This window comes from Pseudomonas sp. AE27 (genome assembly GCF_037113495.1).
Taxonomy (GTDB): Bacteria; Pseudomonadota; Gammaproteobacteria; order Pseudomonadales; family Pseudomonadaceae; genus Aquipseudomonas; species Aquipseudomonas palmensis.
Genome location: NZ_CP146966.1, coordinates 4,632,873 through 4,657,271 on the forward strand (window position 1 = coordinate 4,632,873; position 24,399 = coordinate 4,657,271).

At 61.4% G+C, this 24,399-nt stretch carries 16 protein-coding genes, 2 tRNA genes and 4 rRNA genes; 10 read left to right on the plus strand and 12 right to left on the minus strand.

What is annotated here, in order from left to right:
• Window positions 1–2: 2 nt before the first annotated feature.
• Both V9K84_RS21210 and V9K84_RS21215 read right to left on the minus strand, forming a co-directional pair.
• The gene (locus V9K84_RS21210; protein WP_043861327.1) at window positions 3–1,022 is read right to left on the minus strand and encodes an ABC transporter substrate-binding protein; all 1,020 of its coding nucleotides are present in this window, start codon (window positions 1,020–1,022) and stop codon (window positions 3–5) included.
• Between the two features lie 20 nt (window positions 1,023–1,042).
• Window positions 1,043–1,942, minus strand: coding sequence for a TauD/TfdA family dioxygenase (locus V9K84_RS21215; protein WP_043861328.1), 900 nt, complete (start codon window positions 1,940–1,942; stop codon window positions 1,043–1,045).
• Between the two features lie 168 nt (window positions 1,943–2,110).
• On the opposite strand from V9K84_RS21215, the gene V9K84_RS21220 reads away from it, so the two are divergent.
• Window positions 2,111–2,422, plus strand: a complete 312-nt coding sequence (locus V9K84_RS21220) for a hypothetical protein (protein WP_043861329.1) — start codon at window positions 2,111–2,113, stop codon at window positions 2,420–2,422.
• Window positions 2,423–2,498: 76 nt separating this feature from the next.
• Here the strand turns inward: V9K84_RS21220 and lapD are convergent, their stop codons facing one another.
• Both lapD and lapG read right to left on the minus strand, forming a co-directional pair.
• Window positions 2,499–4,436, minus strand: a complete 1,938-nt coding sequence (gene lapD / locus V9K84_RS21225) for a cyclic di-GMP receptor LapD (protein ID WP_088513904.1) — start codon at window positions 4,434–4,436, stop codon at window positions 2,499–2,501.
• Window positions 4,437–4,445: 9 nt separating this feature from the next.
• The gene (lapG, locus tag V9K84_RS21230; protein ID WP_088513905.1) at window positions 4,446–5,138 is read right to left on the minus strand and encodes a cysteine protease LapG; all 693 of its coding nucleotides are present in this window, start codon (window positions 5,136–5,138) and stop codon (window positions 4,446–4,448) included.
• Window positions 5,139–5,349: 211 nt separating this feature from the next.
• On the opposite strand from lapG, the gene V9K84_RS21235 reads away from it, so the two are divergent.
• The 5 genes from V9K84_RS21235 (at window position 5,350) to V9K84_RS21255 (ending at window position 11,452) form a co-directional block, all read left to right on the plus strand.
• Window positions 5,350–6,039, plus strand: coding sequence for a GntR family transcriptional regulator (locus tag V9K84_RS21235; RefSeq protein ID WP_088513906.1), 690 nt, complete (start codon window positions 5,350–5,352; stop codon window positions 6,037–6,039).
• A 95-nt stretch (window positions 6,040–6,134) separates the two neighbouring features.
• Window positions 6,135–6,632, plus strand: a complete 498-nt coding sequence (locus V9K84_RS21240; protein WP_054915945.1) for a sigma-70 family RNA polymerase sigma factor — start codon at window positions 6,135–6,137, stop codon at window positions 6,630–6,632.
• Window positions 6,622–7,590 carry a FecR family protein gene (locus tag V9K84_RS21245; protein WP_043861333.1) on the plus strand — a complete coding sequence of 323 codons (969 nt, stop codon included), beginning with the start codon at window positions 6,622–6,624 and terminating at the stop codon, window positions 7,588–7,590. Before V9K84_RS21240 ends, V9K84_RS21245 begins: the two co-directional genes overlap by 11 nt.
• Window positions 7,591–7,682: 92 nt before the next feature.
• Window positions 7,683–10,187: a TonB-dependent siderophore receptor gene (locus V9K84_RS21250; RefSeq protein WP_088513907.1), complete on the plus strand. Its 2,505-nt coding sequence runs from the start codon at window positions 7,683–7,685 to the stop codon at window positions 10,185–10,187.
• An 86-nt stretch (window positions 10,188–10,273) separates the two neighbouring features.
• The gene (locus tag V9K84_RS21255) at window positions 10,274–11,452 is read left to right on the plus strand and encodes a PepSY domain-containing protein (protein WP_088513908.1); all 1,179 of its coding nucleotides are present in this window, start codon (window positions 10,274–10,276) and stop codon (window positions 11,450–11,452) included.
• Window positions 11,453–11,592: 140 nt separating this feature from the next.
• Here V9K84_RS21255 and rrf (V9K84_RS21260) read toward each other — a convergent pair.
• The 8 genes from rrf (V9K84_RS21260) to V9K84_RS21295 all read right to left on the minus strand — a co-directional run bounded on the left by rrf (V9K84_RS21260) (window position 11,593) and on the right by V9K84_RS21295 (window position 19,926).
• Window positions 11,593–11,708 (minus strand): 5S ribosomal RNA (gene rrf / locus V9K84_RS21260).
• A 110-nt stretch (window positions 11,709–11,818) separates the two neighbouring features.
• Window positions 11,819–11,934: ribosomal RNA gene (rrf, locus tag V9K84_RS21265) — 5S ribosomal RNA — on the minus strand.
• Window positions 11,935–12,072: 138 nt separating this feature from the next.
• Window positions 12,073–14,962, minus strand: a 23S ribosomal RNA gene (locus V9K84_RS21270).
• A 224-nt stretch (window positions 14,963–15,186) separates the two neighbouring features.
• A tRNA-Ala gene (locus V9K84_RS21275) sits at window positions 15,187–15,262 on the minus strand.
• A gap of 7 nt (window positions 15,263–15,269) precedes the next feature.
• Window positions 15,270–15,346: transfer RNA gene (locus V9K84_RS21280), tRNA-Ile, on the minus strand.
• 84 nt (window positions 15,347–15,430) lie between these two features.
• Window positions 15,431–16,967, minus strand: a 16S ribosomal RNA gene (locus V9K84_RS21285).
• The 16S, 23S and 5S rRNA genes sit together here with 2 tRNA genes alongside, the layout of an rRNA operon.
• Before the next feature lie 542 nt (window positions 16,968–17,509).
• Window positions 17,510–18,730 (minus strand): CaiB/BaiF CoA-transferase family protein, encoded by a 1,221-nt coding sequence (locus V9K84_RS21290; RefSeq protein WP_043862337.1) that lies wholly within the window; start codon window positions 18,728–18,730, stop codon window positions 17,510–17,512.
• 14 nt (window positions 18,731–18,744) lie between these two features.
• Entirely contained in the window at window positions 18,745–19,926 is a 1,182-nt protein-coding gene (locus V9K84_RS21295; RefSeq protein WP_054916007.1) for an acyl-CoA dehydrogenase, read from the minus strand.
• A gap of 152 nt (window positions 19,927–20,078) precedes the next feature.
• Here V9K84_RS21295 and V9K84_RS21300 point away from each other — a divergent pair, with 152 nt between their 5' ends.
• The 4 genes from V9K84_RS21300 (at window position 20,079) to V9K84_RS21315 (ending at window position 24,304) form a co-directional block, all read left to right on the plus strand.
• Window positions 20,079–21,005 (plus strand): LysR family transcriptional regulator, encoded by a 927-nt coding sequence (locus V9K84_RS21300; RefSeq protein WP_054916008.1) that lies wholly within the window; start codon window positions 20,079–20,081, stop codon window positions 21,003–21,005.
• Between the two features lie 409 nt (window positions 21,006–21,414).
• A complete protein-coding gene (locus V9K84_RS21305) occupies window positions 21,415–22,536 on the plus strand; it encodes a Re/Si-specific NAD(P)(+) transhydrogenase subunit alpha (protein WP_043862334.1) in 1,122 nt (373 codons plus the stop codon).
• 11 nt (window positions 22,537–22,547) lie between these two features.
• Window positions 22,548–22,865 (plus strand): NAD(P) transhydrogenase subunit alpha, encoded by a 318-nt coding sequence (locus tag V9K84_RS21310; protein ID WP_043862333.1) that lies wholly within the window; start codon window positions 22,548–22,550, stop codon window positions 22,863–22,865.
• Between the two features lie 2 nt (window positions 22,866–22,867).
• The gene (locus V9K84_RS21315; RefSeq protein ID WP_043862332.1) at window positions 22,868–24,304 is read left to right on the plus strand and encodes an NAD(P)(+) transhydrogenase (Re/Si-specific) subunit beta; all 1,437 of its coding nucleotides are present in this window, start codon (window positions 22,868–22,870) and stop codon (window positions 24,302–24,304) included.
• Window positions 24,305–24,399 lie beyond the last annotated feature (95 nt).

Below are 24,399 nucleotides of genomic sequence, written 5' to 3' on the forward strand. Positions count from 1 at the left end.
GCTCAGCTCCCCTGCAGTGGCTTGGCGTCCTGGAAGAAGTAGTCCTTCCACGATTCGGGTTTGTGCTTGATCGCGCCGATGCGGTACATGAAGTCGGCCAGCTTGTAGGTGTTCTTCGGCGTGACGCTGAATTCGTATTGCGGGTTGTCGATGATCTTGAGCAGCGCCTCGCGGTCGATCTTGGCCTTGGTCACGCGAATGTAGGTATCGGCCGCCGCGCCCTTGTCGTGCTGGGCGAAGTCGGCCGCCTCGGCCAGGGCGTCGACGAAGGCCTGGTAGGTTTTGGGGTTGTCGTTGCGGAATTTTTCGGTGGCGAACAGCACGGTGGGCGAGTTGGGCCCGAGCAGGTCGTAGGTGTCGAGCACCACGTGCACGCTTTTGTTGGCCAGCGCCTGGTCCTGGAACGGCGGGTTGGAGAAGTGCGCATTGAGCTCGGTGCCGCCGGCCAGCAGCGCGGCGGTGGCGTCGGGGTGCGGGACCGCCAGGGTGTACTTGTCCAGGCGCGCGTAGTCCTTGTCGCCCCACTGCTGGGCGGCGGCGTACTGCAGGAAGCGCGACTGCACCGAGACGCCAACCGCCGGCAGGGCGATGCGGTCCTTTTCGGTGAAGTCTGCGATGGTCTTGACGTTGGGGTTGCTGCTGACCAGGTAGTACGGGAAGTTGCCCAGCGAGGCCACGGCCTTGACGTTCTGGCGGCCGTAGGTGCGATCCCAGATGGTCAGCAACGGGCCGACGCCGGCACCGGCGATGTCCACCGAGCCGGACAGCAGCGCGTCGTTGATCGCGGCGCCGCCCGAGAGCTGGGTCCAGTCGACCTTGATGTCGATGCCCTGGGCCTTGCCGTGCTTCTCGATCAGGTGCTGGTCGCGCACCACGTTGAGCAGCAGGTAGACGATGCCGAACTGTTCGGCGATGCGGATTTCACCTTCGGCCTGGGCCGTGGCGGGGGCGACGAGGCTGCCGGCGAGCAGGCTGACGCCCAGGCCGATGCTGGCCGCCAGGCGGCTGATTGAGTTGCGCATGCGGTACTCCTGAAGACGGGTCAGAACGGGGCGTCGCCCTGGATGGTGGTGCGGTACAGCTTGCGGCGCAGGTGCGCGGGGCAGCCGGCGGCCAGGTGGATCAGCGAGCGGTTGTCCCAGAACACCAGGTCGTGGGGTTGCCACTGGTGGCGGTAGATGTTGTGTTCGAGCACGCTGTGGGCGTACAGCTCGGCCAGGATCTGGCGGCTTTCGTCCTCGGGCAGGCCGACGATGCGGGTGGTGAAGCCCTCGCTGACGAACAGCGCCTTGCGCCCGTTTTCCGGGTGGGTACGCACCACCGGGTGGATCACTTCCTGCACCTGGGCCAGTTGCTCGGCAGTGAGCGTGGGGCGCCAGTTGCCTTCGAACTTGGTTTCGCTGTAGCGCGCGGTGTAGGAGTGCGCGGCGCTGCGGCCTTCGACGGCGGCGCGCAGGTGGGCGGGCAACTGGTCCCAGGCCTTGTGCATGTCGGCGAACAGGGTATCGCCGCCCTCGCTGGGCAGCTCCTGGGCATGCAGCATCGACCCCAGGCTGGGCAATTCCTTGTAGGAGAGGTCCGAGTGCCAGAACTTGCCGGCATCGCCCAGGCCGATGTTCTGGCCGTTCTCGATGATGTTGGAGACGATCAGGATCTCGGGGTGGCCGCCGAGCAGGAACTGCTTGAGCACGTGGATCTGCAACACGCCGAAACGGCGGCTGAAGTCGATCTGCTGCTGGGGGGTGATGCGCTGGTCGCGGAACACCACCACATGGTGGTCCAGGTGCGCGCGGTGGATGCGCGCAAAATCGCCAGCGTTGACCGGACGGCTCAGGTCCAGGCCGATGATCTCGGCGCCCACGGCACCGGCAAACGGACGAATCTCGAAGGCTTGGGGTTGGGCGCTGTCGGTGTACGACAAGGCGCCAGGGGCCGCTGACATATCTTTTCACTCCCACGTGTCGGGTCGGTAACTGCGCGTGGAAATAAATATAAATGCATAAGAAAAATAATTTAAATACCTTTAGAGAATAAGCATAGAGAGGGTTGTCCGCCTCGCGTGGCCTATGCTGCTGAGGCCATCAAGCAGATGTCATCAGGGGGAAAAGCCATGTTTTATGTGCAACGCGACACCCGTGGGCAGATCGTGCGGTTGGAGTCGACGCCCTTTGCCGAGGAGAACGAAGCACTGCCCAACGATTCGCCGGAGGCCCAGGCCTGGTTTGCCAAGAAGCTGCAGCAGAGCGACCTGGACATGATCCGGGTGCTGGAGGACTTGATCGAGGTACTGACCAGCAAGGGCGTGATCAGCATCACCGACCTGCCGGCGAGCGCACAGGCCAAGCTGCTCAGCCGTTCGAGCGCGCGCCAGACCATGGGGGGTTTGAACAAGCTGATCGATGAGGAGCGGCCGTTGATCTAGCAGCTTCGCCGGCCAGGCAGGCGCCTGCGGGGTTCACCGCCGCCTGCAGGCGCCGGCCTGGCCGGCGAAGAAGCCACTACGGCGCCCAGGGCCGGGGCTCGCCGATCAAGCGCCCCTGCACCCCGAAAATCCCCATTTCGCGCAGCACCTCCAGTTCACCTTCGGTTTCCACCCGCTCGGCAATCAATGGCAGGTCGATGCTGTGCGCTGCGCGCTGGATCGCCTCGATGAACAGGCGCTTGTGCGGCTCCTGATCGATGGCGCGGATGAAGCTGCCGTCGACCTTGAGGTACGCCAGGCCCAGGTGCGCCAGGTTGCCGATCATGCTGAAGCGCCCGCCAAAGTGCTGCAGGCTCAGCTTGAAGCCCAGCGCGCCCAGTTGCCGTGCCAGATGCTCGAGCGCGGCCTGGTCGGGCAACTGCTCTTCGCCGATCTCCAGGGTCAGGCGCGGGCCCAGCGCCGCATGACGCCCCAGCAGCCCGTACACCGCCTGCAACGCCTGGGGGTCGGCCAGGGTGGCCGCCGACAGGTTCAGCGCCAGCGCCTGGTCATGGCGCTGCAGGTGGGCCAGCACCTGTTCGAGCATCAGCAGGTCATGCCGGATCGACCAGCCGAAACGCTCGAGCCAGGGCAGGAAGCGTCCGGCGGGGAGGGTTTGCCCATGCCCGTCGGGCAGGCGCGACAGCACCTTGTACTGCAATACGCAGCCCAGCTCGTGCGTCGCCACCACCGGCTGGAAGAACAGCTCGAAGCGGCGCTGGTCGAGGGCGTGTTGCAGCAGGGCATGCCAGTCGTGGTCCAGCAGCGCCGGGGCGTGCGCGGGCAGGCAGACCCACGTCGGCAGCTGCTGGCTCTGCGCCTGGGCCAGGGCTTCGTCGCAACGCTCGAGCAGGGCCTGCGGGGCGTCGCCCGGGCTATAGGGGGCCAGGCCGATCCAGGCCACCGGGTTACGGTCGGAAGCACCGGTGTCGTACAGGCTGTGCAGGGTCTGCTCCAGTTCCTGGGCCAGGTGCACGGCCTCGTCATGCACCAGCCCCGGTGCCAGCACGGCGAACTCGCCGCCACGGCTACGGGCGATCAGGTCGAGGGTTTTGGGATAGTGCGCGCACACCCGCTGCACCTGCTGCGCAAGAGCCTGCAGCAGGGCATCGGTGCGCTGGCCGCCCAGGCGCAGGTTGAGCCCGGCCAGGTCCTGCACGTGCACCAGCATCAGGTAGCCGGGGCTATCGTCCTGGGCGCTGAGCCGGGCAGACAGCTGCATCTCGAAGAAGCGCCGGTTGCCCAGGCCGGTCAGGCTGTCCTGCCAGGCCTCGGCGCGCAGGGCTTCACTGCGCTGGGCCTCCTCGAGAAACAGCGCCTTGAGTTTCTCGACCATCTGGTTCATGGCCTGCACCACCCGGCGCAGCTCCGGGGTGCGCGGCAGGCGCGGCGCACTGAGGAACTCGCGACGCGCAATGGCCTGGGACTGCGCCACCAGGTAGTCCAGCGGTCGCAGCTGACGGCGCAGCAGCAGCGCCCCCAGCAGTGCACTGACCACCCCGCAGGCCAGCAGCCAGGCCAAGCTGCCGAGCGCGCTGCGCCACAGCTTGGCCAGGGCGAACATCGGGTGGCTGACCACCTCGACCCGCGCCGCCTGCTGCCAGCCGCGGCTGACGATGGCATCGCCGCCGGCCGGCTCCAGGTTGATCAGGCGGATGAACCAGGCCGGCACACCGCTGCTGTCCGGCTCGGCGTGACGCTCCACCAGCAGGGCATTGGGGCCCAGGTCGATCACGCGGATGCTGGCGTAGTAGCCGCTGTCGAAGATGGAGCTGACCATCAGCTCGACCATTGCCGGGTCGTCGATGTTCGGCGTGAGCGACAGCGCCAGCGCGGTGGCGGCGTCCTGCGCATGCGCGCGCAGCTGATTGACGTACTGGCTGCGCGAGCTTTCCAGGCCGACCATGAAGCTGCCGCTGAAGGCGACCACCAGAAACAGGCAGATGGCGAGCAACAATTGCTTGAACAGTGACATCCGCAATCCTCAGTAAGCCGGCTCGGTGGGAAACCCCTCGGCCTGCATCTTCTTCAACAGATCCTGCCAGCGCGACAGGCGCTTGCTGTCGCCGACCTTGCGATTGCCACCCGCCCCGGTCAGCCACAGGCCCTCGCCATTGAAGGCATACACCGGCAGCAGGTCGGTGCGCTGGCTGGCCGGCTCGATGGTGTCGATCAGGCTGTCGAGCACCAGCGGCATCGCCTCTGGAGTGGAATAGTAGGTCAGGACCATGTGCGCGCGATTCTGGCGCAGCGCCTTGACGTAGGTAATGCGCAGTTTCTCGCTGGGGATACCCAGGCGGCGCAGGCTGAAATACTTGGCGATGGCGTAGTCTTCGCAGTCGCCGGCGCCCTTGATCAGTGACTGGATCGGGGTGGACCAGTAGTCGGCCTGCTGCCACAGTTCGGGGTCTTCGACGTAGCGCAACTGGCGATTGAAGAACTGGTTGACCACCTGCAGGCGCTCGGCTTCGCTGCCCTGGCGCTGGGTGGCAAGCAACTGCTGCCAGGCATCGATACGCTGCTGGCCGGCACCAAGGGGGCCGTACAGGGCCTGGGCCTTGCGGCTGATCTGGGAAAAGTCCCAGTCCGCGCGCAGGTTGCCCAGCAATACGCAGCCGAGCAACAGCGCCAGGCCAGCCCGGCGCGGGGTCAGAGGCAAAGCCCAACGTATCACCAAGGCCGGCGGTCCATGCAGATCGTGGAATCGCGATGGTGCAGGCTGGGCGGGCAAAAGACAATGGCGCACGGCGGCAAGCTTCCAAAGCGCTGCGACTTCATTCAGGATAGCCGCCGCGAACGCCCGCAGGCCCGCGCCGGCCTGAATTTGACAGGCGCAACCGTCATCACTAGGGTCATTGGATCCAATCTTTGCTAGCAGGGCAGTCAGCGTGGCCGAAAAAATCAAACTCCTGAGCATTCTGGGTGACGAGCAGGTGCCTGCTCACCTGGCGCGCAGCGTGATCGAAGAGCGCCTGCGCAGCGCCATCCTCGACGGACGCCTGGCACCCGGCATGGCGTTGCGCCAACAGGAGCTGGCGACGCTGTTCGGGGTCAGCCGCATGCCGGTGCGCGAGGCCCTGCGTCAGCTGGAGGCGCAGTCGCTGCTGCAGGTGGTTGCGCACAAGGGCGCGGTGGTGGCCCCGCTGATCAGCGAAGATGCAATGGACTCCTACGGGCTGCGGGTGATCCTGGAGAGCGAGGCGCTGCGCCAGTCGATCCCGCTGCTGGACGCCGAGGACATCGCCCTGGCCCGGGGCTACATCGAGCAACTGCAGAACGAGACCCGGCACGCCGAGATGGGCCAGCTCAACCGCCTGTTGCACATGGCCCTGTACCGCAAGGCGCCCAATCAGAAGTTGCTGCGCCTGATCGACAACGAGTTGAGCGAAGAGGCGCGCTTCCTGCGGTTTCATCTGTCGTCGATGGGGCTGGGCAAGCTGACCCAGGACGATCACATCGCGCTGGTGGACGCAGCCCAGGCCGGCCAGGTGGACGATGCTGTACAGCTTCTGACCCAGCACCTGGACAAGGGCATGCAGGCCATCAGGCAGTACCTGGCCAGCCAGCCGCAGGGCTGAACGCGCCGCCGGGTCGGTCAGTGGTTGCAAATTGCGCAAGGCCCCATAACAATGAGACTAATTATCATTTATGACCTTGGTTGCAGCGCGCCTTCATGTCCTCCCACGACTCTGTGCACAGGCTCTATCAGCAACACCACAGCTGGCTGAACACCTGGCTGCGCTGCCGCCTGGGCAATGCGGCCGATGCCGCGGACCTGGCCCAGGACACCTTCGTGCGCCTGCTGCAGCGGCGCGAACAACTGGAGCTGAATGCGCCGCGTGCGTTTCTGCGCACCATCGCGCGCGGGCTGGTGATCGATCACTGGCGCCGCGAAGAGCTGCAGCGTGCCTACCTCGAAGCCCTGGCGCAGCTGCCCGAGGCCGAGGTGCCATCAGCGGAGACCCGCGAGCTGCTGCTGGAGCTACTGGAACGCATTGCGTGCCTGCTCGACGGCCTCAGGCCCAAGGTGCGCACCGCGTTCCTGCTGGCCCAGTGCGAAGGGTTGAGCCACAAGCAGATCGCCGAGCAGATGGGTATCTCGCTGCGCTCGGTGGAGCGGTATGTGGCCGACGCCCTCTATCACTGCTACCTGCTGCGCTATGAACCCTAGCCCGCGCGTGGTCAAGCAGGCCATTCACTGGATGCTGCGGGTGCGCGAGAACGGCGCCAGCCCGCAGTTGCAGGCCCAGTGCGAGCAGTGGCGCAGCGCCAGCCACGAGCACGAACTGGCCTGGCAACGGGTGCACAGCCTGCAGCAGGAAATGAACCTGCGTGCGGTGCCGGGCGCCGGTGTCGTCGCCCTGCAGACCCTGGAGAACAGCCAGCAGCGGCTGCACCGGCGCCAGGCCCTGAAGCTGCTGGGCGGCGTGGTGATGCTTGGCTCAGCGGCCTGGGTCAGCAAGGACGTTGGCCTGCTCGACCCGTGGACCTCGGATTTCGCCACGGCCACCGGCGAGCGGCGCAGCGTCCGCCTGCCCGATGGCAGCCTGCTCAATCTCAATACCCATACCGCCGCGGACCTGGCCTTCGACAGCCGCCAGCGCCTGGTGCGCCTCAAGCACGGGGAGTTGATGCTGACCTGCGCCGAACACCCGCTCGGCCCGGCTGGGCGGCCGTTGCTGGTGCAGAGCCGCGATGCGCTGCTCGAAGGCTTCGATGGGCGCTTCGTGGTGCGCCAGGAGCGCGACTGCACCCGCGTCACGGTCAGCCAGGGCAAGGTGGCGATCCATCACCCCGGCCCCGCCGGGCTGCAATGGGTGGCTGCTGGCGAAGCCTTTCTGGTGAATGCCCAGGGCGCCACACCCGTGGCGCAGCAGAACATGGACCCCGGTGCCTGGGCCGATGGCCTGATCGTCACGCGCAACATGCGCCTGGGGGACTTCATCGACGAGGTGGCGCGCTACCGCCACGGCTACCTGAGCTGCTCCGACGATATCGCCAACCTGCGCCTGTCCGGGGTGTTCCGCCTGGAAGACACCGACAAGCTGCTGCACCTGCTGCCGCAGACCCTGCCGGTGCATGTCAGCTATCGCACGCGCTGGTGGGTACGCCTGGAACGCCAGGCGTGATGCGCTGATTTTTTTGGCGGGTTTTGTCGGCACGTCCGGCTAGGACAGTAAGCGACTCCCTTCTGCCCTTACCGACCCTACGGATGCTCTTCATGCGCGATACCCTGGCCCAGCCGCGGCTCACTGACAGTAATGAGTTTCAACCTCTCTTAGATTCACGCCTGGGCAAGGCGGTGCGCGCCGCACTGTTCGGTACCGCGCTGGGCCTGGCCAGCGTGCCGATGGTAGCGATGGCCGAACCTGCGGGCAGCGCCAGCCAGCAGTACAACATCCCCGCCGGCTCGCTGGACGAGGTGCTGAACCAGTTCGCACGCCAGGCCGGCATCACGCTGTCGAGCACCCCGCAGATGACCCAGGGCGCGCAATCGCCCGGCCTGCAGGGCAGCTACGCCACCGACCAGGCGATGCGCCAGTTGCTCAATGGCACGGGGCTGGAGGCGGTGAGCCAGGATGGCACCAGTTATGTGCTGCATGCGGCCCCGCAGGACGCCGCACTGGCATTGCCTACCACCGACGTGCGCGGCTTTGCCCTGGGCAACGCGCTGGGCAGCATGGAGGGCTACAACGCCACCCACAGCCAGATCGCGACCAAGACCAGCACCGCGCTGCTGGAGACCTCGCAGTCGGTGTCTGTGGTGACCCGCCAGCAGATGGACGACCAGGGCGCGCAGACGGTCTCGCAGACCATGCGCTACACCCCGGGCGTGCTGACCAACCCGTATGGCGCGACCCACCGCTATGACTATGTGGCCATGCGCGGCTTCAACGATGGCTCGGTGGACAACATCTACATCGACGGCCTGAAGTCGATGGGTGACAGCGGCACCTTCAGCACCATGCAGATCGACCCGTACTTCCTCGAGCGCGTGGATATTCTCAAAGGTCCGTCGTCGGTGCTGTATGGCCGCAGTTCGCCAGGTGGCCTGGTGGCGCTGACCACCAAGAAGCCACTGTACGAGACCTTCCGCCAGGTGCAGGCTACCGTCGGCACCCAGGGCCAGCGTGGGGTGGGCTTCGACTTCAGCGGCCCGCTGGAAGACGACAAGCGTATCGCCTATCGCCTGACCGGCCTGACGCATCAGTCCGACACCCAGTTCGATCACAACGAAGAAAAGCGCTATGCGCTGGCGCCGACCCTGAGCATCGACTTCACCGAGGACACCTCGCTGACCTTGCAGGCCTACCTGCAGAACGATCCGGAAGGCGGCTACCACGCCGGCGTGCCCGCCGATGGCGCGCTGCACAAACGCAACGGCCAGCGTATCTCGGAGCACTTCTTCGAGGGCGAGCCGGGCATCGACAGCTACGAGCGCAATCAGCAGTCGTTCGGCTACCAGTTCGAGCATCGCTTCAACGACGTGTTCACCGCACGCCAGAACTTCCGCTACCTGGACTCGACGGTGAAGATGGACCAGGTGTACGCCTGGGGCTACGAGTCGCCCACCAGCAACAAGCTGAACCGCTACTACACCGGTGCCGACGAGAAACTGCACTCCTACATCATCGACAACATGCTGCAGGCCGAGTACTTCACCGGCGCGGCCAAGCACACCACGCTGGTGGGCCTGGACTACCAGCGACGCAAGACCGTGGTGGACTGGAGCAGCGGCGGCCTGGCGTCGATCGATGCGTTCAACCCGCAGTACGGCAATTCGCAGATCACCTATTACGCACCGACCAGCTACACCCGGCGCCTGCAGCAGACCGGCATCTACGCCCAGGACCTGATCGAGATGGACAAGTGGCGCTTCTCGCTGGGGCTGCGGCAGGACTGGGTGAAGACCTCGGATGAGAATCGTATCGCCGAGCCTACCCGCCCACTGGGCACCAAGATCAGCGATGACCGCACCAAGCTCACCGGCCGCGCGGGCGTGCTGTACCTGTTCGACAACGGTATTGCGCCTTACCTGAGCTATTCGGAGTCGTTCAACCCCAACTCCTACGCCGATGCCGCCGGCAACCCGCTGGCACCGACCGAAGGCACCCAGTGGGAGGCCGGTATCAAGTACCAGCCGCCGGGCACCGACAACCTGTTCACCGCCTCGGTGTTCCGCATCGAGCAGGAAAACCTGGCCACCAAACAGCCGCAGGACGACTTCTACTACCCGGTCGGGCAGGTACGCTCCCAGGGTCTGGAGCTGGAAGCGCACATGCAGTTGAGCGAGAACCTCAAGGTGCTGGGCAGCTACACCTTCACCGACATCGAGTACAGCAAGACGATGCCGAGCACCCTGGCTGGCAGCACACTCGACAACAAGGGCAACTCGCCAACCCAGGCGCCAAAGCACATGGCCTCGCTGTGGGCGGACTACAACTTCCGCCAGGGGGTGCTGGACGGTGTGCGCGTAGGCGGTGGCGTGCGTTACGTGGGCCACAGCTGGGTGGATGCGGAAAACACCATGAAGGTACCGTCGTACACCCTGTTCGATGCGTCGGTGGGCTACGACCTGGGCAAGGTCGGGCTCAAGGGCGTGGATGTGCGGCTCAATGCCAACAACCTCACCAACGAGAGCTACATCGCCTCGTGCGCGAGCCTGAACTACTGCTACATGGGTGAAGAGCGCAATGTCAGCGCCACGGTCAGCTATCAGTTCTGACCACACCCCCGTGAGCCGCAAAGCCAGTGCCTGATTCCAGGCGCTGGCTTTGTCGCATCTGGCGACCTGATCTGGAATCCCTTTGTATGCGCCACCTCTACGTATTGCTGCACCGCTATATCGGCCTGGCCACCGCGCTGTTCCTCGCCCTGGCAGGGCTCACCGGGAGCGTGCTGGCGTTCAACCACGAGATCGACGAATGGCTGAACCCTTCGTTCTATGAAGCCCCGGCGCAAGGCCCCCGCCAGGACCCCGGCAACCTGGTGGACAAAGTGCAGGCCGAACACCCGCGCCTGCAGGTGTGGTACATGGAATACCCCGACGAGCCCGGCCATTCGGCGTTGCTGGCGATGGTGCCGCGCAACGACCCGGCCACCGACAAGCCGTATGCCGAGAAAAACACGGTGTTCTACCTCGACCCGGTCAGCGGCCAGACGTTGGGCCAGCGCTACTGGGGCGAGTGCTGTTTCTCGCGGGAGAACTTCATGCCGTTCGTCCTCGAGCTGCACTACAACCTGACCCTGCCGGGCAACTGGGGGCTGTGGCTGATGGGCGTGGTGGCGATCCTGTGGGTGCTCGACTGCTTCATCGCCCTGCTGCTGACCCTGCCCCGTGGTCGTCCGTTCTGGCGCAAATGGAGCACGGCCTGGAAGATCAAGGGCGGGCATGCGTATCGACTGAACATGGATATCCACAGGGCTGGGGGCTTGTGGCTGTGGCTGCTGCTGTTGCCGGTGGCCGTCAGCAGTGTGGCGATGAACCTGCCCAGCCAGGTGTTCAAGCCGGCAGTGTCGCTGTTCTCGCCGGTGGAACCAAGCGTCTATGAGGCCCGTGGCAGGCTGCCCAGAGAAGAACTGGGGCAGACCCAGCTGACATGGCATCAAGCCCATCAGCTGGCGCAGCAGGAGGGCCAGCGGCTGGGGCTGACGGCGCCGATCGGCGAGTTGTACTACAGCTTCGAGTACAACTTCTATGGCGCCGGTTTCGGACAGCACGACACCGATGCCCAGGGCAAGTCGTGGTTGTTCTTCCATGGCACCGACGGGCGCCTGCTGGGGCAGGAGATCGCTGGCCAGGGCACCCTCGGGGAACGCTTCTACCGGCTGCAACTACCCATACATGGCGGCAGGATCCTCGGCACTACAGGTCAGGTGATGATCGCGGTGCTGGGGGTAGTGATCGCGGTGCTGTCGGTGACAGGGGTGTATATCTGGTGGCGCAAGTTGCTGGCGCGGCGCAGTGGCCGGACTCGGCGCACTGCATAGACTGAAGGTCGGCTCCTGCAGCCCATTGAGTGCAGGGGCCGGCCTGGCCGATGCAGAGGGTGGCAGGAACAACCCGCTACCCTAGCCCCTGAAAAGACAAAACCCCTGTCTGCAGCGCAGACAGGGGTTCTGGAATTGAATCTTGACGATGACCTACTCTCACATGGGGAAACCCCACACTACCATCGGCGATGCATCGTTTCACTGCTGAGTTCGGGATGGGATCAGGTGGTTCCAATGCTCTATGGTCGTCAAGAAATTCTGTGTGCTGGCCCGTACATTGCGACGTGCCGGCGAATTCTTGATGCTTCTACTCTAAAGACAAAACCCCTACCTGCAGATGCAGATAGGGGTTTCGGAATTTAATCTTGACGATGACCTACTCTCACATGGGGAAACCCCACACTACCATCGGCGATGCATCGTTTCACTACTGAGTTCGGGATGGGATCAGGTGGTTCCAATGCTCTATGGTCGTCAAGAAATTCTGTTGCCAGAAGGTCTTGTTCAGACACTCCAGCGAATCGGGTATGTGATGTTTGTGAGTTACAAATCTTCGGCTTACTGTGTCTTCACAACACCGCAATCTGGCCTTTCGACGCAAATTGCTTGGGTGTTATATGGTCAAGCCTCACGGGCAATTAGTATTGGTTAGCTCAACGCCTCACAGCGCTTACACACCCAACCTATCAACGTCGTAGTCTTCGACGGCCCTTCAGGGAGCTCAAGGCTCCAGTGAGATCTCATCTTGAGGCAAGTTTCCCGCTTAGATGCTTTCAGCGGTTATCTCTTCCGAACATAGCTACCCGGCAATGCCACTGGCGTGACAACCGGAACACCAGAGGTTCGTCCACTCCGGTCCTCTCGTACTAGGAGCAGCCCCTCTCAAATCTCAAACGTCCACGGCAGATAGGGACCGAACTGTCTCACGACGTTCTAAACCCAGCTCGCGTACCACTTTAAATGGCGAACAGCCATACCCTTGGGACCGGCTTCAGCCCCAGGATGTGATGAGCCGACATCGAGGTGCCAAACACCGCCGTCGATATGAACTCTTGGGCGGTATCAGCCTGTTATCCCCGGAGTACCTTTTATCCGTTGAGCGATGGCCCTTCCATACAGAACCACCGGATCACTAAGACCTACTTTCGTACCTGCTCGACGTGTCTGTCTCGCAGTCAAGCGCGCTTTTGCCTTTATACTCTACGACCGATTTCCGACCGGTCTGAGCGCACCTTCGTACTCCTCCGTTACTCTTTAGGAGGAGACCGCCCCAGTCAAACTACCCACCATACACTGTCCTCGATCCGGATAACGGACCTGAGTTAGAACCTCAAAGTTGCCAGGGTGGTATTTCAAGGATGGCTCCACGCAGACTGGCGTCCACGCTTCAAAGCCTCCCACCTATCCTACACAAGCAAATTCAAAGTCCAGTGCAAAGCTATAGTAAAGGTTCACGGGGTCTTTCCGTCTAGCCGCGGATACACTGCATCTTCACAGCGATTTCAATTTCACTGAGTCTCGGGTGGAGACAGCGCCGCCATCGTTACGCCATTCGTGCAGGTCGGAACTTACCCGACAAGGAATTTCGCTACCTTAGGACCGTTATAGTTACGGCCGCCGTTTACCGGGGCTTCGATCAAGAGCTTCGCGTTAGCTAACCCCATCAATTAACCTTCCGGCACCGGGCAGGCGTCACACCCTATACGTCCACTTTCGTGTTTGCAGAGTGCTGTGTTTTTAATAAACAGTCGCAGCGGCCTGGTATCTTCGACCGGCATGAGCTTACGGAGCAAGTCCTTCACCCTCACCGGCGCACCTTCTCCCGAAGTTACGGTGCCATTTTGCCTAGTTCCTTCACCCGAGTTCTCTCAAGCGCCTTGGTATTCTCTACCCAACCACCTGTGTCGGTTTGGGGTACGGTTCCTGGTTACCTGAAGCTTAGAAGCTTTTCTTGGAAGCATGGCATCAACCACTTCGTCGCCTAATGGCAACTCGTCATCAGCTCTCGGCCTTAAGATCCCGGATTTACCTAAGATCTCAGCCTACCACCTTAAACTTGGACAACCAACGCCAAGCTGGCCTAGCCTTCTCCGTCCCTCCATCGCAATAACCAGAAGTACAGGAATATTAACCTGTTTTCCATCGACTACGCTTTTCAGCCTCGCCTTAGGGACCGACTAACCCTGCGTCGATTAACGTTGCGCAGGAAACCTTGGTCTTTCGGCGTGGGAGTTTTTCACTCCCATTGTCGTTACTCATGTCAGCATTCGCACTTCTGATACCTCCAGCAAGCTTCTCAACTCACCTTCACAGGCTTACAGAACGCTCCTCTACCGCATCACCTAAGTGATACCCGTAGCTTCGGTGTATGGTTTGAGCCCCGTTACATCTTCCGCGCAGGCCGACTCGACTAGTGAGCTATTACGCTTTCTTTAAAGGGTGGCTGCTTCTAAGCCAACCTCCTAGCTGTCTAAGCCTTCCCACATCGTTTCCCACTTAACCATAACTTTGGGACCTTAGCTGACGGTCTGGGTTGTTTCCCTTTTCACGACGGACGTTAGCACCCGCCGTGTGTCTCCCATGCTCGGCACTTGTAGGTATTCGGAGTTTGCATCGGTTTGGTAAGTCGGGATGACCCCCTAGCCGAAACAGTGCTCTACCCCCTACAGTGATACATGAGGCGCTACCTAAATAGCTTTCGAGGAGAACCAGCTATCTCCGAGCTTGATTAGCCTTTCACTCCGATCCACAGGTCATCCGCTAACTTTTCAACGGTAGTCGGTTCGGTCCTCCAGTCAGTGTTACCTAACCTTCAACCTGCCCATGGATAGATCGCCCGGTTTCGGGTCTATACCCAGCGACTAAACGCCCTATTAAGACTCGCTTTCGCTACGCCTCCCCTATTCGGTTAAGCTCGCCACTGAATATAAGTCGCTGACCCATTATACAAAAGGTACGCAGTCACCTAACAAGTAGGCTCCCACTGCTTGTACGCATACGGTTTCAGGATCTATTTCACTCCCCTCTCCGGGGTTCTTTTCGCCTTTCCCTCACGGTACTGGTTCACTATCGGTCAGTCAGTAGTATTTAGCCTTGGAGGATGGTCCCCCCATATTCAGACAAAGTTTCTCGTGCTCCGTCCTACTCGATTTCATGACTAAGAGATTTTCGCGTACAGGGCTATCACCCACTATGGCCGCACTTTCCAGAGCGTTCCGCTAATCTCAAAGCCACTTAAGGGCTAGTCCCCGTTCGCTCGCCACTACTAAGGGAATCTCGGTTGATTTCTTTTCCTCAGGGTACTTAGATGTTTCAGTTCCCCTGGTTCGCCTCTTGCACCTATGTATTCAGTACAAGATACCTGACTTATGCCAGGTGGGTTCCCCCATTCAGAGATCTCCGGATCAAAGTCTGTTTGCCGACTCCCCGAAGCTTATCGCAGGCTACCACGTCTTTCATCGCCTCTGACTGCCAAGGCATCCACCGTATGCGCTTCTTCACTTGACCATATAACCCCAAGCAATCTGGTTATACTGTGAAGACAACATTCGCCGAAAACTTGTAATTACTCACAAATTTTACCTTAGCCTGAACACACACCAGTGAAAGTGCTGTCCAGTCTATCTTTCTATCACATACCCAAATTTTTAAAGAACGATTCTGATAAAGTTCAGAAATCAATATTCGACGCGAATATTCATTTCTAAGCTTTGACAAATTAGCAAGCGGGGTGGTGGAGCCAAGCGGGATCGAACCGCTGACCTCCTGCGTGCAAGGCAGGCGCTCTCCCAGCTGAGCTATGGCCCCAGCAAATTGGTGGGTCTGGGCAGATTCGAACTGCCGACCTCACCCTTATCAGGGGTGCGCTCTAACCAACTGAGCTACAGACCCAATCGAAGGTTGCTAACCTAATCGTCTTCTTCAATGAATCAAGCAATTCGTGTGGGAGCTTATGAGACAGCTGATGTCGTCGATTAAGGAGGTGATCCAGCCGCAGGTTCCCCTACGGCTACCTTGTTACGACTTCACCCCAGTCATGAATCACACCGTGGTAACCGTCCTCCCGAAGGTTAGACTAGCTACTTCTGGTGCAACCCACTCCCATGGTGTGACGGGCGGTGTGTACAAGGCCCGGGAACGTATTCACCGCGACATTCTGATTCGCGATTACTAGCGATTCCGACTTCACGCAGTCGAGTTGCAGACTGCGATCCGGACTACGATCGGTTTTGTGAGATTAGCTCCACCTCGCGGCTTGGCGACCCTCTGTACCGACCATTGTAGCACGTGTGTAGCCCAGGCCGTAAGGGCCATGATGACTTGACGTCATCCCCACCTTCCTCCGGTTTGTCACCGGCAGTCTCCTTAGAGTGCCCACCATAACGTGCTGGTAACTAAGGACAAGGGTTGCGCTCGTTACGGGACTTAACCCAACATCTCACGACACGAGCTGACGACAGCCATGCAGCACCTGTCTCAATGTTCCCGAAGGCACCAATCCATCTCTGGAAAGTTCATTGGATGTCAAGGCCTGGTAAGGTTCTTCGCGTTGCTTCGAATTAAACCACATGCTCCACCGCTTGTGCGGGCCCCCGTCAATTCATTTGAGTTTTAACCTTGCGGCCGTACTCCCCAGGCGGTCAACTTAATGCGTTAGCTGCGCCACTAAAATCTCAAGGATTCCAACGGCTAGTTGACATCGTTTACGGCGTGGACTACCAGGGTATCTAATCCTGTTTGCTCCCCACGCTTTCGCACCTCAGTGTCAGTATGAGCCCAGGTGGTCGCCTTCGCCACTGGTGTTCCTTCCTATATCTACGCATTTCACCGCTACACAGGAAATTCCACCACCCTCTGCCCTACTCTAGCTCGCCAGTTTTGGATGCAGTTCCCAGGTTGAGCCCGGGGATTTCACATCCAACTTAACGAACCACCTACGCGCGCTTTACGCCCAGTAATTCCGATTAACGCTTGCACCCTCTGTATTACCGCGGCTGCTGGCACAGAGTTAGCCGGTGCTTATTCTGTCGGTAACGTCAAAACAGCAAGGTATTCGCTTACTGCCCTTCCTCCCAACTTAAAGTGCTTTACAATCCGAAGACCTTCTTCACACACGCGGCATGGCTGGATCAGGCTTTCGCCCATTGTCCAATATTCCCCACTGCTGCCTCCCGTAGGAGTCTGGACCGTGTCTCAGTTCCAGTGTGACTGATCATCCTCTCAGACCAGTTACGGATCGTAGCCTTGGTGAGCCATTACCTCACCAACTAGCTAATCCGACCTAGGCTCATCTGATAGCGCAAGGCCCGAAGGTCCCCTGCTTTCTCCCGTAGGACGTATGCGGTATTAGCGTTCCTTTCGAAACGTTGTCCCCCACTACCAGGCAGATTCCTAGGTATTACTCACCCGTCCGCCGCTGAATCGAAGAGCAAGCTCTTCTCATCCGCTCGACTTGCATGTGTTAGGCCTGCCGCCAGCGTTCAATCTGAGCCATGATCAAACTCTTCAGTTCAATACTGCTTGGGTTTTGAGAAAACCCTAAACTTGGCTCAGCATTCTCAAATGACTTACTTTCAAATCTTTCGATTTTCGTGCAGTCACTTGTGATGCTGATAATCTTTCTGACTATCAGTCTGAGCTCACAAGCACCCACACGAATTGCTTGATTCAATTGTTAAAGAGCGGTTGGTCAAGAACTTTTCGTCTCAACCGAGGCGCGCATTCTACGCTTTCCTCAGAGCCTGTCAAGCGTTTATTTTGAAGTTTTTCGTTTCACTTCAAACACTTGACTCGCTTCGATCTCTCGTAGCGGGAGGCGAATTCTACAGCGTTACAACCTGCTGTCAACCACCTTTTTCACCGCTGCCGATCTTTCGATCGAAGCACCTCCAGCCTGACCTGAAACGTCCAACTCGTTGATATTCAAGGAGTTTTTCGTTCCGACTGCGCCGGAAGTGGGGCGAATTATAGAGAGATTAAATCGTGCGTCAAGGGCTAATTTGAAACTTTATCAAATCAGCCCTCGCCACCCTCTATATAGATAGGAGAGGGCGCCTACAGCACACCCGCGCCACGCAGGCGCTGCACCTCGTCACCCTTCAGCCCCAGCACCTGCATCAGCACCTGTTCGGTATGCTCCCCCAGCAGCGGCGGCGCATTGCGGTACTCCACCGGCGTCTCGGACAAACGAATAGGGCTGGCCACCTGCGGCACGCTGCCGGCCAACGGGTGAGGAATCTCTATGGCCAGGCCACGCGCCTGCACCTGAGGGTCCTGGAACATCTGCGCCAGGTCGTTGATCGGCCCGCACGGTACACCCGCCTGCTCCAGCTGGCTGACCCACTCGGCGGTAGTCTTGAACACCGTGGCCTGGCGAATCAGCGGGATCAGCTCGGCGCGGTTGGCCACACGCAGTTTATTAGTGGCAAACCGCGGGTCATCCGCCCACTGCGGCTGGCCGGCCACCTCGGCGAACTTGCGAAACTGCCCGTCGTTACCCACGGTCAGGATGAAGTCGCCATCGGCGGTAGGAAAATCCTGGTAAGGCACGATGTTCGGGTGCGCATTACCCAGGCGACGCGGCGCAACACCCGTGGTCAGGTAGTTCATCGCCTGGTTGGCCAGGCAAGCCACCTGCACATCCAGCAACGCCATGTCGATGTGTTGCCCGCCGCCATCGTGATCCCGGTGGGCGAGGGCGGCCAATATCGCCACCGTCGAATACAGCCCGGTGAGAATATCGGTCAACGCCACCCCGACCTTCACCGGCCCCGCACCGTCCTCACCCTCCGGGCGGCCGGTAAGGCTCATCAGGCCACCCAGGCCCTGGATCATGAAGTCATAACCAGCGCGCTTGGCGTAGGGTCCGGTCTGGCCGAAGCCGGTGATCGAGCAATAGATAAGCCGCGGGTTGATCGCCCGCAGGCTTTCGTAGTCCAGCCCGTAGGCCGCCAGCCCGCCAACCTTGAAGTTCTCGATCAGGATGTCGGACTTGGCCGCCAGCTCGCGTACCAGTTGCTGGCCTTCGGGCTGGGTGAAGTCGATGGTGACCGACTGCTTGTTGCGGTTGGCCGAAAGGTAGTAGGCCGCCTCACTGGTGTTCTCGCCATAGGCGTCCTTGAGAAACGGCGGGCCCCAGGCGCGCGTGTCGTCGCCCGCCCCGGGACGCTCGACCTTGATCACCTCGGCCCCCAGGTCCGCGAGGATCTGTCCGGACCACGGTCCGGCCAGCACTCGCGACAGATCCAGCACCCGCAGATGAGATAGCGCGCCCATGGGCTGGCTCCTTATTAATAGAAAGCCTGCAGACCGGTTTGCGCACGCCCCAGAATCAGCGCGTGCACGTCATGGGTACCTTCATAGGTGTTGACCACCTCGAGGTTGACCAGGTGGCGGGCCACGCCGAACTCGTCGGAGATACCATTGCCGCCCAGCATGTCGCGGGCCAGGCGGGCGATGTCCAGCGCCTTGCCGCAGGAGTTGCGCTTCATGATCGAGGTGATCTCGACCGCAGCAGTGCCTTCATCCTTCATGCGGCCCAGGCGCAGGCAACCTTGCAGGGCCAGGGTGATCTCGGTCTGCATGTCGGCCAGCTTCTTCTGGATCAGCTGGTTGGCGGCCAACGGGCGGCCGAACTGCTGACGGTCCAGGGTGTATTGGCGCGCGGTGTGCCAGCAGGCTTCCGCTGCACCCAGGGCGCCCCAGGAGATGCCATAGCGCGCCGAGTTGAGGCAGGTGAACGGGCCCTTCAGGCCACGTACATCCGGGAAGATGTTTTCTTCAGGCACGAACACGTTGTCCATCACGATCTCGCCGGTGATCGAGGCACGCAGGCCGACCTTGCCGTGAATCGCCGGGGCACTCAGGCCTTCCCAGCCTTTCTCCAGCACGAAGCCGCGAATGTCGCCCGCATCGTCCTTGGCCCACACCACGAACACGTCAGCGATCGGGCTGTTGGTGATCCACATCTTGCTGCCGCTCAGGCGATAGCCACCGTCGACGCTCCTGGCGCGGGTGATCATCGAGCCCGGGTCGGAGCCATGGTTGGGCTCGGTGAGACCGAAGCAGCCGATCCACTCGCCGCTGGCCAGCTTGGGCAGGTACTTCTGCTTCTGCGCCTCGGTACCGAATTCGTTGATCGGCACCATCACCAGCGAAGACTGCACGCTCATCATCGAGCGATAGCCGGAGTCGATACGCTCCACTTCACGGGCAATCAGGCCGTAGCACACATAGTTGAGGCCGCTGCCGCCGTACTGCTCGGGGATGGTCGCACCCAGCAGGCCAACCTCGCCCATTTCACGGAAGATCGCCGGGTCGGTCTGCTCATGGCGGAAGGCTTCGAGCACACGCGGGGCGAGCTTGTCCTGGGCGAAGTGGAACGCGCTGTCACGCACCATGCGCTCTTCTTCGGTGAGCTGCTGATCGAGCAGCAGCGGGTCGATCCAGTTGAAGCTTGCCTTGCCAGCCATGTGCGAATCCTCGGAAACGTTTTGTCGTGGGTTGATCCTAGGCCGTAACGGGCGTGGCGACAAACGAGGATTGCGCATAGTCTTGTGATAATTTCTCACTTCGTAACGGCACCAACCGCCATTTTTACGACTGATTAGTGAGGTTGACGTATATGCGGCGCAAGATCCCCAGCACCACGGCCCTGGTGTGCTTCGAGGCTGCAGCCCGCCACGAAAGCTTTACCAAGGCGGCCCAGGAGCTCTCCCTGACCCAGGGCGCGGTGTGCCGACAGGTGGGCGGGCTGGAGGAGTTTCTGAATGTGGAGCTGTTTCGACGCTCGCGCCGTGGCGTGAAGCTCACCGAAGCCGGCCTGTCCTATAGCCGCCGCGTCGCCACCCAGCTGGACGCGGTGGAGCGCGATACCCTGTCGGTGATGGGCCAGCAGGGCGCCAACGTGATCGAACTGGCCCTGGTACCGACCTTCGGCACGCAATGGCTGCTGCCGCGACTGAAGGACTTTCAGCGCCTGCACCCCGAAGTCACCGTCAACCTGACCAACCGCACCCGTCCGTTCCTTTTCGCCGACACCCACTTCGACGCCGCCATCTATTTTGGCGACGCCGACTGGTCGGGTACCCAGTCCCACCGCCTGATGGGCGAGAACCCCGTGCCGGTGTGCAGCCCGGCCTTGCTGGCAGGGCAGGCTAGCCTTAGCGCCGAGGACCTCGCGCAACTGCCGCTGCTGCAGCAGACCACCCGACCCTATGCCTGGCGCCAGTGGTTCAACAGCCTGGAAATGAACGTGGCCCGCGACATGACCGGCCCGCGCTATGAGCTATTCTCGATGTTGGCCCAGGCCGCCATGCACGAGATGGGCGTGGCGTTGATCCCGCCCTTTCTCATCCAGCATGAACTGGGGGAGGGCAGGCTGGTGATTGCCAACCCGCATGCGCTGTCGAGCATCAAGGCGTACTACCTGATGATCCCGGAGCGCAAGGTGGAATCCGCCTCGCTGCGTGCTTTTCGCGACTGGCTGGTAGCCGAGGCCCAGCGCTATGCCGCGCAGCACAAGGATCAGAGCGGTTTGTTGACCCCGTAGTCAGCAAATATCGAGCCCTACAGATATACGAAAATGTCGCAAATGAGCAGACTGTTCCGGTGCACGCCAAAACACCCCTTAACCCTGCTGTTTACGGGGCCTTCGCGACATAAAGCCTGTGCACAAATGCGCTTTCGCGAAATTTGTCTGAAAAAATTTCAAATTTTGCGTAATGTCCCTGAAGCCCACGGTTCGCGGGCTTCAGGCCGTTTATTGCGACATTCGGTCACAGGGTGACTTGTAGTTTATCGTTCGTCACCCTTCAGAACCGGTTGAAGCGATTCAGGATCGCCTGCAAAATGCCGCGCCCCGCCCGGATTCAGGGCGGGATCGTGCTGATCGGCCGCCCCAGACGCACCATCCGCAGTGCGCTGGTTTACCAACAAAAGATCACGCAGGAGAAATTGACGTGCACATTGGTGTTCCTCTCGAAACGCAGACGGGCGAGACACGTGTCGCTGCCACCCCCGAAACCATCAAGAAACTGATCGGCCAGGGTCATCAGGTCACTGTGCAACGTGGCGCGGGCGTCAATGCCAGCGTGCCCGACAGTGCCTATGAAGCAGCAGGCGCGACCATCGGCAGCGCTGCCGATGCGTTTGGCGCACAGCTTGTACTCAAGGTTGTGGCGCCCAACGAAAGCGAACTGGGCCAGATCAACAGCGGCACCGTTCTGGTGGGCATGCTCAACCCGTTCAACAATGACGTGATTGCCAGGATGGCCGAACGCGGGATCACCGCCTTCGCTCTCGAAGCCGCGCCGCGCACCTCCCGCGCGCAGAGCCTCGACGTGCTGTCATCGCAGGCCAACATCGCCGGCTACAAGGCCGTGCTGCTGGCCGCGCATCACTACCCACGCTTCATGCCGATGCTGATGACTGCCGCAGGCACCGTTAAGGCTGCCCGCGTACTCATCCTGGGCGCCGGTGTGGCCGGCCTGCAGGCCATTGCCACGGCCAAGCGCCTGGGTGCGGTGATCGAGGCCTCGGACGTGCGCCCGGCGGTGAAGGAGCAGATCGAATCGCTCGGCGCCAAGTTCATCGACGTGCCGTATGAAACCGATGAGGAACGCGAGTGCGCCGAAGGCGTCGGCGGCTACGCGCGGCCCATGCCCGCCAGCTGGATGCAGCGTCAGGCCCAGGCCGTGCACGAACGCGCCAGACAGGCCGACATCGTCATCACCACCGCGCTGATCCCCGGGCGCAAGGCACCGACCCTGCTCAGCGCCGAAACCGTGGCGCAGATGAAGCCGGGCTCGGTGGTCATCGACCTTGCCGCCGCGCAGGGCGGCAACTGCCCGCTGACCGTGGCCGACCAGGTGGTGATCGAGAACGGCGTGACCATCGTCGGCCCCACCAATCTGCCAGCCCAGGTCGGTGCGGACGCCTCGGCCCTGTATGCACGCAACCTGCTCGACTTCATGAAGCTGCTGTTCGACAAGGACGGCGCCCTCACGATCAACCTCGAAGACGACATCGTCGCCGCGTGCCTGATGTGCCGCGACGGCCAGGTCATCCGCAAGAACGGATAAGGAGCCAGACAATGGAAGACATGCTGATCTCTCACGGCGTCTACAACCTGATCATCTTCGTGCTGGCCATCTATGTGGGCTACCACGTGGTATGGAACGTGACCCCGGCGCTGCACACCCCGCTGATGGCGGTCACCAACGCCATCTCCGCCATCGTCATCGTCGGCGCCATGCTGGCCGCCGCGCTGACCGTGACCCCGCTCGGCAAGACCATGGGCACCCTCGCGGTGGCCCTGGCAGCGGTCAACGTGTTCGGCGGTTTCCTCGTCACCCGGCGCATGCTGGAGATGTTCAAGAAAAAGGCCGCGAAGGCTGAGGGGAAGAAGTAAACATGAGCATGAACCTGGTAACCCTGCTCTACCTTGTCGCCTCGGTGTGCTTCATCCAGGCGCTCAAGGGCCTGTCGCACCCGACCACCTCGCGGCGCGGCAACCTGTTCGGCATGCTCGGCATGGCCCTGGCGGTGATCACCACTGTCGGCCTGATCTACAAACTGGGCGCGCAGCTGGCCACCGACGGCATCGGCTACGTGATCGTCGGCCTGCTGGTGGGCGGCACTGCCGGCTCGATCATGGCCAAACGCGTCGAAATGACCAAGATGCCGGAACTGGTCGCCTTCATGCACAGCATGATCGGCCTGGCGGCCGTGTTCATCGCCATCGCGGCCGTGGTCGAGCCACAGTCGCTGGGCATCGTGGCCAGCATCAGCGACCCGATTCCGGTCGGCAACCGCCTGGAGCTGTTCCTTGGCGCCGCCATTGGTGCGATCACCTTTTCGGGTTCGGTCATCGCCTTCGGCAAGCTGTCGGGCAAGTACAAGTTCCGCCTGTTCCAGGGCGCGCCGGTACAGTTCAGCGGCCAGCACAAGCTCAACCTGGTGCTGGGCCTGGCCACCATCGCCCTGGGCCTGATCTTCACCTTCACCGGCAACCTGACCGCCTTCGCCCTGATGCTGGCCCTGGCCTTCGTGATGGGTGTGCTGATCATCATCCCGATCGGCGGCGCCGACATGCCGGTGGTGGTCTCGATGCTCAACAGCTATTCGGGCTGGGCAGCGGCGGGCATCGGCTTCTCGCTGAACAACTCGATGCTGATCATTGCCGGTTCGCTGGTGGGTTCGAGCGGCGCGATCCTCTCGTACATCATGTGCAAGGCGATGAACCGTTCGTTCTTCAACGTGATCCTCGGCGGTTTCGGCGGCGCCGCAGAAGCGGCCGGCCCGGCCGGTGCCAAGGAGGCGCGCCCGGTGAAATCCGGTTCGGCCGACGACGCCACCTTCCTGCTGAGCAACGCCGACACCGTGATCATCGTGCCCGGCTACGGCCTGGCGGTGGCCCGTGCCCAGCATGCGCTCAAGGAACTGACCGAAAAGCTCACCCACAACGGCGTGACCGTGAAGTACGCGATCCACCCGGTGGCGGGGCGCATGCCCGGGCACATGAACGTGCTGCTGGCCGAGGCCGAAGTGCCCTACGACCAGGTGTTCGAGATGGACGACATCAACTCCGAGTTCGGCCAGGCCGACGTGGTACTGGTGCTCGGTGCCAACGACGTGGTCAACCCGGCGGCCAAGAACGATCCCAAGTCGCCGATTGCCGGCATGCCGATCCTCGAAGCCTTCAAGGCCAAGACCATCATCGTCAACAAGCGCTCCATGGCCAGCGGCTATGCCGGCCTGGACAACGAACTGTTCTACCTGGACAAGACCATGATGGTGTTCGGCGATGCCAAGAAGGTCATCGAAGACATGGTCAAAGCCGTGGAATAAGCCCTTGAAAAGGCTGTGACAAATAGCCCCAGCGCGGTACCGGCTGGGGCTTTTTCGTGCCCGCCCAGCCGACAGAAGGCTCTACTTCAGGCCTT